4 protein-coding genes are annotated in these 4813 nt (G+C 29.1%); 2 read left to right on the forward strand and 2 right to left on the reverse strand.

Features of this window, described 5'->3' with window-relative positions:
• On the reverse strand, positions 1-412 hold a 412-nt coding region (locus tag WBG30_RS09755; RefSeq protein WP_424504464.1), incomplete at its 3' end, for a GntR family transcriptional regulator.
• A 176-nt stretch (positions 413-588) separates the two neighbouring features.
• On the opposite strand from WBG30_RS09755, the gene WBG30_RS09760 reads away from it, so the two are divergent.
• The gene (locus WBG30_RS09760; RefSeq protein WP_424504465.1) at positions 589-1902 is read left to right on the forward strand and encodes a 6-phospho-beta-glucosidase; all 1314 of its coding nucleotides are present in this window, start codon (positions 589-591) and stop codon (positions 1900-1902) included.
• Positions 1903-1913: 11 nt separating this feature from the next.
• Positions 1914-3233, forward strand: a complete 1320-nt coding sequence (locus WBG30_RS09765) for a 6-phospho-alpha-glucosidase (RefSeq protein WP_424504466.1) — start codon at positions 1914-1916, stop codon at positions 3231-3233.
• Positions 3234-3345: 112 nt separating this feature from the next.
• Here WBG30_RS09765 and WBG30_RS09770 read toward each other — a convergent pair.
• Positions 3346-4813, reverse strand: a 1468-nt coding sequence (locus WBG30_RS09770; protein WP_424504467.1) for a putative bifunctional diguanylate cyclase/phosphodiesterase, incomplete at its 5' end; no start/stop codon positions are given.

Genomic DNA, 4813 nt, shown 5'->3' on the forward strand with positions numbered 1-4813 from the left:
CTGCACACCTTACTCTTATTATATAATAAACCATTTCTCCTTCTGGTATCTTTAACTTTTTAGCCACTTTTTTTGTAGCTTCCATTATTCTAAATTCAACCACTAAATTTTTAGGTGTCATATTGAGATTTAAAATTTCTTCTGTAAATCCTCTTAATTTTTGAGGAGTATAACTTATTTTTTCCCTTTTAGATACAAAGGTTCCCTTTCCTTTAATTCTATAAAGATAACCTTGGTTCAAAAGATGTTCCGTTGCTCTCCTTGCTGTTAATCTACTTACTTGGTAAATTTCAGCTAATTTATTTTCAGATTCTATAACAGAATCTTCAACTAGTCCTTCTTCATCTATCTTAAATTTTATTCTATCGGCTATTTGAAGATAAACAGCTCTATCTAAATTTTTATCAATCATAATTTCTCCCTGTATACATAACTTTTATAAATTATATCAAATTTAATTTAAAATGTTAACTTAATTTTAAAAGCTTTTATAAAAGAATTCTTGACAAAACAATGATTATGAAATAATATGTATGTATAACTTGTGTACACAAGTATACAGTAGTTAAATTTTAGAGGAGGTTTAGTATGGGAATAAAAGTGGTAACTATTGGTGGTGGTTCTAGTTATACCCCTGAACTTGTTGAAGGATTTATAAAAAGATACCAAGAACTCCCGATCAAAGAATTATGGCTTGTAGATATAGAAGATGGAAAAGAGAAACTCCAAATAATTGGGGACTTAGCCAAAAGAATGGTAAAAGAAGCAGGAATCCCCATGGAAATAAAGTTAAGTTTAGATAGAAGAGAAGCTCTAATAAATGCAGATTTTGTAACGACACAATTGAGAGTCGGATTATTAGAAGCTAGAATAAAAGACGAAAGAATCCCTCTTTCTCATGAGATTTTAGGTCAGGAAACAAATGGGGCAGGTGGATTTTTTAAAGGCCTCAGAACTATCCCTGTAATACTTGAAATAATAAGAGACATAGAAAATTTGTGCCCAAATGCTTGGCTTATAAACTTTACTAATCCAGCGGGGATGGTGACTGAAGCAGTCTTTAGACATACTAATTTTAAAAATTTTATTGGTTTATGTAATGTCCCATTGGGAATGCATAGAGGAATGTGTGAACTTTTAGACGTAAAACCTAAAAGACTTAGAATTGATTTTGCAGGACTAAATCATATGGTTTTTGGTTTGAATTTTTATTTAGATGGGAAAAACATAAAAAAAGAAGCTATGGCAGCTCTTCAAAGACCAGATTCACATATATCCATGGCCAATATAATGGCTGAACCATGGGATCCAGATTTCATTAAAGGATTAAACGTTATGCCTTGTCCATATCTCAGATATTATTGGAAGCATGGAGATATGCTAAAAAAAGATATTGAAAACTTTAATAATAATGGCACTAGAGCAGAAATAGTAAAAAAAATAGAAACAAAATTATTTGAACTATATAAAGACCCCGAATTAAAAACGAAACCTAAACAACTAGAAGAAAGAGGTGGGGCATATTATAGTGATGCTGCTTGTGAACTTATAGCATCTATTTTTAATGACAAAGGAGATATTCAAGTTGTAAACACGCTTAATAAAGGAGCAATTACAAATCTTCCCTATGACTCTGTAGTTGAAGTAAGTTCTGTTATCACAAAAGAAGGGGCTAGACCCTTGTCCATGGGAGATTTACCAGAAGAAATAATAGGTATAGTGAGACAAATAAAATCTTTTGAAAGGCTTACAGCAGATGCTGCAGTGAGTGGCAATAGAATAAAGGCTTTAACTGCTCTTAACTTAAATCCGTTAGTTCCATCAGATAGAATAGGACAAATTGTTTTAGACGAAATGTTAAAATCACATAGAAAATATTTACCAAATTTTTTTAATAATTAAGGAGGAATAAAGTGAAAAATTATATTGTAACAATTGTTGGAGGAGCTTCGTCATATACACCAGGAATAGTAAAATCTTTGATGAATAAAAATAAGGAAATCCCGTTAAAAAAACTTATATTGCAGGATGTTGATAAAGAAAATTTAGAATTAATGGGACAATACTTGAAGATTCTTTTTAAAGATAAGGGATATACGACAGAAGTTACATGGACTACAGATAGAGAAAAATCTTTTGAAAATACTGATTTTATTTTCACACAAATCAGAACTGGTGGACTTGAAATGAGAGAAAAAGATGAAAAAATTTCTCTACAACATGGTTTAGTCGGTCAAGAAACTTGCGGTCCAGGTGGATTTGCATTTGCTATGAGAACTATAAAAGAAATAATTGAAATTACAAAAGATGCTAAAAGAATTGCTCCTAAAGCATGGGTTATAAATTATTCTAATCCATTACCAATCCTGGCAGAGGCAGTTCGAAGAGAAGTCCCTGACTCAAATTCTTTATTTATTTGTGATATGCCAATAGTTCAAGAATTGGCAATGGCCGCTACTTTAGGTTATAAACACGAAGATCTTATATTTGAATATTTTGGGCTGAATCACTTTGGATGGTATACATCTATAAAAAATAAAAATGGAGAGGAACTTTTAGGTAAATTAAGAGATATTCTTCTTTCAGAAAAAGGAATGACAATGGTAGATTTTGGACATTTAGATAATTCATGGATCTCTACATTTAGTAATATTAAAGAAGGTCTTAAAGTTTTCCCAGAATATATTCCATTAACGTATATGCAATATTATTATTTCCCAGAAAGAATAGTAAAAAAATATAATCATAACTATACTAGGGCTAATGAAGTTATGGATGGAAGAAGAAAGAGTGTTTATGAAGAATGCTCTAGAATAGTAGAAGCAGGAACTATTCTAGGAATGAAAGATAGTATGGATGCACATGGTGATTTCATTGTAAATCAAGCAATAGCAATAGCTCATAATACTAAAGGTCGGTTTATGGTTAATGTTGTTAATAATGGAACTTTTACTAATTTAGATGATGATATGGTTATAGAAACCTTTGGAACAATAGATGCTAATGGTGCTATAGCATCTAAAAAAATTGAAATACCAAAATTTTATAAAGCACTTATGTATGCCCAAAATACTTTTGAAAAACTAACTGTAGAAGCATGTTTAGAAGGTTCATACAATAAGGCGCTTCAAGCTTTAACTCTTAATCCAACAGTTCCTTCTGTTGATAAAGCAAAAGAAATTTTAGATGCCTTAATTGATGGAAATAAAGGTTATTTTCCAACTTTAAATTGATTTTTTATAATTTAGGTATATACTAATTAAAATGGATGATCTCAGCTTGGCTGAAATCATCCATTTTATTTTAGATAGTTCTGAAAAATGTAGTAAAGTCTTTAGAAAAAAATTATTTTATAATATTAAATTGATTTGTTTCCATATATTCTTTAATTTTCTCTATGGCTACAGGTCTACTAAAGTAGTATCCTTGTATTTCATCACATTTATGTTCTTTTAAAAATTCAAATTGATCTTTAGTTTCAACACCTTCTGCTGTAACTTTAAAACCTAAATTATGAGCCATAGAAATAATTGTTTTAACTATTATATTATCATCTTCATTATTTGGAATTCCATCAACAAAAGATTTATCGATCTTTAATTTATCAATAGGGAATTTTTTTAGGTAACTTAGAGACGAATACCCTGTACCAAAATCATCTATAGCTAATTTAAGCTTTAAATCTTTTAATTTTGACATAGTCTCAATATTTTTAGATATATCATCCATTAACATAGATTCAGTCAATTCTAACTCGATATTATTTAAATTGATATTTTCTTTTTCTAAAACATCTTCAATCATTTTTAATAAGTTCCCATGTTTTATCTGATATCCAGAAATATTTACTGATATATATATATGTGGATTTAATTTAACTATTTTTTTAACTTCATTAAAAACTGTTTCTAATATCCACCTTGTCATAGGAAGGATTAATCCACTATCTTCTGCTATATTTATAAATTCATTTGGAGAAATGATGCCAAAATCAGGGCTTTTCCAACGAATAAGTGCCTCGCAAGATATAATTTCTTTTGTGACAGTACTCACTTGAGGTTGGTATTCAAGATAGAACTCATTATTTTTAAGTGCAGCTCTCATTTTGTTTTCTAAATCTAGATTTTTTACAAATTTAGAATTCATATTTTTTGTATAAAATTTAGAAATATTCCTTCCTGATCGTTTTGCAAAATACATTGCTGTATCTGCGTTTTTTAAAAGTTCATTAATAGAGGTTCCGTTCATAGGATAAAGACTCACTCCCATGCTTGCAGTTATAAACAATTCTTTTTTATCTATTTGAAATGGTAATTTAAATACTCCTAATATACTTTTGATTCTTTTATCTAATTCATCAATAAAATCAAAAGAAGGGATTAGAATCATAAACTCATCTCCACCAAATCTAGATATAATTTCGTTCTCTAATAATACTTTTTTTAAACTTATTGCTACTTTTTTTAAAAGTTCATCTCCAGAATAATGACCCAAAGCATCATTTATATTTTTAAATCTGTCCAAATCTAAAAAAATAAAACCTATTTTTTTCTTTTCTATCTCAGCATTTATAATTAGACTTTTAGCTTTACTATTAAATAATGCTCTATTAGGAAGAGCTGTCAAGGAGTCATAATAAGCTAAATATTGGACTTGATCTCTTACGTGTTTTTGGTTGGAAAGATCAGAAAAAATTCCTACATAAAAATCTATTTCATCTTTATTATCTTCGTTATTTATTGTCATTATATTTAACCATTCAGGGTAAATTTCTCCATTTTTTCTACGATTCCAAATTTCTCCTTGCCAAATT

The organism is Psychrilyobacter sp., from assembly GCF_049671765.1.
Classification (GTDB): Bacteria; Fusobacteriota; Fusobacteriia; order Fusobacteriales; family Fusobacteriaceae; genus Psychrilyobacter.

Excerpts from the sequence above, each read along its gene's own strand:
- WBG30_RS09760 (WP_424504465.1), top strand. The coding sequence starts at position 589 with ATGGGAATAAAAGTGGTAACTATTGGTGGTGGTTCTAGTTATACCCCT.